Below are 3,688 nucleotides of genomic sequence, written 5' to 3'. Positions count from 1 at the left end.
GAGCGTGTGGGACAGCGTCGCCGAGGACTTCCAACGATGAACCCCGCCGACCTGCTCACCCAGGCCCGCGTCCTCCTGCTCGACTTCGACGGCCCAGTCTGCTCCGTCTTCGCAGGCATCCCCGCCCCCGTCGTCGCCGACCAGCTCCGCGCAATCCTCACCGAAGGCGGACACACCGACCTGCCCGAGAACGTGGCCGTCAGCGCGGACCCGTTCGATGTCCTGCGCCACGCCGCCACCCTTGGCCCCGACGAGGCGCGCTACGTCGAAGCCGCCTTCACCGCCCACGAAGTCGAAGCCATCCCCACCGCCACACCCGCCAACGGCGCACACGACCTCATCGAGGCATGGCACGCCACCAGTCGCCCGCTGGCCATCGTGAGCAACAACAGCGCCGCCGCGATCAGCGTCTATCTCGACCTCTACAACCTCCGGCCCGCCGTCGACACCGTCTCCGCCCGCACAAGCTCCGACGTCGCCCTGCTCAAACCGAGCCCGCACCTGCTCCACCAGGCCATCACCACGCTCGACGTCGCCCCGGCCGATTGCGTGTTCGTCGGCGACTCGGTCACCGACATCGAAGCCGCCCACGCCGCAGGCGTCCCAGCCCTCGGCTACGCCAACAAGCCCGGCAAACACGCCAAGTTCACCACCGCCGAGGCCGACGCCATCACCGAGGCCCTGGCCGGCCTGGTCCCCGTGGCATGAAGGTCCCTGCGGAACTCGCCCGCTCCATCCGGACCCGCTGGCCCGACCGCGCCGACCAGTGGCTCACCGCCATCGAACCCGAGCTAGCCGACCTGTGCCGCCGTCACAACGCCACACCCCGTCGCATCCTGCCCGCCCGATACGCACTCGTCGTCGCAGCTACAACCCCCGAACAACGCCTCATCCTGCGCGCCACCCCTGATCCAGGAGCCAGCGCACAGACCACCGTCGCTAAGGCGCTAGCCGATATCGACGTCGGCCCCGCCATCCACGAGGCGGTGACCACCGAGAGCGGCACATGGACCATCATGGACCAGGTCACCCCCGGCACCCCACTCGCCGACGCCGACCCGACCACAGTCACCCTCGACGAACTCACCGCCCCACTCCGCGCAATCGCTGCGGCACCAGACCTTGCCGACGATCTACCGCACCTCGCCGACTGGCTTCGGCGACGTTTAACTGATGACCATCTCACCGACCTCGCGCCTGGCCTGACTGTCGCGCCTTCTTCGGAGCGTAAGCAGGCCCTCGAATTGCTCGATGGTCTGTCAACCGAAACTGCTTCCGGCCTGTGTCACGCGGACGTTTCGCCGTGGAACGTCCTACGTGACTCCGATGGCAATTGGAGTCTCATAGACCCACGTGGTCTACGTGGTCAAGTCGAATACGACGCTGCTGTTATGTCCTTAAAAATTTCATCCGCAATACCATCGATCTCTAACGTCAATACTCTGATCGCAGACTCCGCTAAATTCTCCCGGGATAGGGTAAGTGACTGGGAAAAGGTAGCGCGGGCTGCACGGGTCTGACGATCGAGTGTGCTTACTCATTGCTCGCTAGGCGTGTTTCGAGGCTCTAGCTGATAGGTGCCAAAGAAAGTACATGTCTGACAGTTTGATCTCTTGGCGGCTTTTGATGTGATCATATGCGTTCGTCAGGATTCCTCCTGCGCCGACGACGATCCCAGGGACGACTAGCGGTGAAAAGGCTAGAAGGCCAATTGTTGTAACTGCTGACCCAATCGCAATTGCCACCGCGGAACGCTTCGCCAAGGATTCTGTTGCACTGGTTATCTTCCGGTCTATGTTGATGAGTGCGGGCTGTATGAGATCATCGAATATTTCATCGGCAATCTTTGTGGCGTTGGTCCCTGTTGCGGCAGAAGCTTTCTCCTTGATAGCTTTTCGAATCGCTAATTGGAAAGCGGCAAAATCTGCTGCGTGATGAGATCGTAGTGCGATGATCTCTCTGGCTGAAATTCCCTCCGGTAAGGGGAGGGTAACGTTCAGGGCAACGTCGGCCGGGGATATTTCGGAACTTCTCTGTTTTGTGTACCTCCGGTACTGGCTATCGAACGATTGCGCTTGGCCTAAGGCTGCATCATTTAGCTTAGCTAAGGCGGTATTCTCTATCAGTGCTTTCGCTCGGTTCTGGGCGGCTCTCTGGCTCCATTTCTCTACTGCCGTGTACTCGCTGAATTCGCGTAACTCTTCGTTGGATGGATCAGGACGGTAGGTGAAAATTTGGGCTGTCTCTAGTTGATGGTGTGTGATCACCGCAATGATCTTCTCCGGCGTGCGACTAACTACTTCCACTTTAGCGCCTGGCCGGAGATATTCGGCTAATTCATCGCGCATTCTTGTTAGTCCGCCGTGCAATCCGATTTGTTTAGCCAGTTCGTCCATGTGATCTGCGCAGTATGCAGGTTTCTTGCTGAATAGAATCGTTGACTCTGCGCCGATATTCCGGACATGGAAAGCGACTTCAATATGATTGAGAGTAAAATTCGTCAACTTTTCGTCGGATTGTTGACGATCATGTAGCCTGGCGAGCAATCTCCAGGGATCAAGTCCAGTGGCCACTACCTTGTCAAAGTAGTGCCAGGTTCGGCCAATGAGGACGTCAACCCCCTTGAGTAGGCATGGGGAGTTGGAGCATGAAAACTGGCCTGACAGATCAAAGCCAGGGCCTGCTACTACTTGCTCTGCAGCTTCAGGAAAGGCGGAGACTTGTTTGTGGGCTTCCATCTTAGCGCGCTCGATTAGGCGCTTAACTCCGTTGGGTTCGGTTAGGAGTTTTCTTGCGTCTTTGACATTTTTGACTCCTTCACTATCGAGCCAGTCCAGAAGCCAGTACTGCGCCATGGCGACCCACCCTCCTTGCGCGCCTTCCGCGGTTGCTGCCGAATTTGGCTCTATGGGATCAAGGGCGCGCCGCCGTGCGGCGCGCCGGTTGCGTAGGTAGCCGCTCGCCTGGGCGACCGCGCCGGAGCCCGACACGGCGGGCTGCCGCTCCGCTCCGCCCACCGGTCGGGCGGCACGGCCGCCAGCGGCTCACCTCGCGTAGCGCCGCCCGGCGGCGGCCCGTGTGCACCCTCGGCCAACCTCGGACCCTCCTCACTGAGTGTCGTGACGTATCGGTCGGCCATGGCGCAGCGCGCGTTACGCAGAACGGGCTCCTGCCACCCCGAAGCCGGATCGTGACAACGGCCGGTAGCGCCGCGTCAAGGCGGGAAAGCGTGCCTTGACCCAGCGCCACCGGCCGCGTGCTGGCTTCGTATCGGGGTGACGGGGGAGGTGTGGGCGGTAGGGTGAGGACCGCGCGAAGGCGCCGGAAACCGGGTGGAGAGAGCAAGATCATCTCCCCGGTTTTCCCCCGGAAAACGATCGCAGATGACCATGAACGACCGCCGACGACGACCGTTTGCGTTCGCTATGTGCGCAGGTGAGAAAGGCTGTCAGCAGGTCATGGCAGACGTCCGGCGACGTGGCCTTCTACTCCGTAGGTTCTGGGTTCGAGCCCCAGGCGGCCCACTCGATCTTGGGTGCCCCCTGTTCGGCGGGCACGCCTTTCCGTCGGCGATCATCGTCCTTGCTTGTGGGGCCAAGCCCCACACCCCAGGCGGGGGGGGGGCCCCCGGCCCCCCGCCGGCTCGCGGGGGGGGGTGGCGGCGGCCGGGGCGGGTGCGGTCGCGGGA

The 3,688-nt window shown here is 61.8% G+C and carries 3 protein-coding genes; 2 read left to right on the top strand and 1 reads right to left on the bottom strand.

The window, feature by feature from the left end; translation table 11 throughout:
* Positions 1–36: 36 nt before the first annotated feature.
* On the top strand, positions 37–708 hold the full coding sequence (locus ACFWX1_RS15610; protein ID WP_378387733.1) for an HAD family hydrolase: 672 nt from the start codon (positions 37–39) through the stop codon (positions 706–708).
* Entirely contained in the window at positions 705–1,520 is an 816-nt protein-coding gene (locus tag ACFWX1_RS15605; RefSeq protein ID WP_378387731.1) for a phosphotransferase, read from the top strand. Before ACFWX1_RS15610 ends, ACFWX1_RS15605 begins: the two co-directional genes overlap by 4 nt.
* Before the next feature lie 27 nt (positions 1,521–1,547).
* Here ACFWX1_RS15605 and ACFWX1_RS15600 read toward each other — a convergent pair whose 3' ends face one another.
* Positions 1,548–2,855: a hypothetical protein gene (locus ACFWX1_RS15600; RefSeq protein WP_378387729.1), complete on the bottom strand. Its 1,308-nt coding sequence runs from the start codon at positions 2,853–2,855 to the stop codon at positions 1,548–1,550.
* Positions 2,856–3,688: the final 833 nt, after the last annotated feature.

Origin of the sequence: Amycolatopsis sp. NPDC059021 (assembly GCF_042739895.1) — a bacterium.
In the GTDB taxonomy this organism is placed as follows: domain Bacteria; phylum Actinomycetota; class Actinomycetes; order Mycobacteriales; family Pseudonocardiaceae; genus Amycolatopsis.
The sequence above is the reverse complement of the archived record's forward strand: the minus strand, read 5'-3'. Positions and strand labels throughout refer to the sequence as shown.

Bases quoted from the DNA above. Each gene is read 5' to 3' on its own strand.
- ACFWX1_RS15610 (WP_378387733.1), top strand. From the start codon at position 37: ATGAACCCCGCCGACCTGCTCACCCAGGCCCGCGTCCTCCTGCTCGAC.
- ACFWX1_RS15605 (WP_378387731.1), top strand. From the start codon at position 705: ATGAAGGTCCCTGCGGAACTCGCCCGCTCCATCCGGACCCGCTGGCCC.
- ACFWX1_RS15600 (WP_378387729.1), bottom strand. From the start codon at position 2,855: ATGGCGCAGTACTGGCTTCTGGACTGGCTCGATAGTGAAGGAGTCAAA.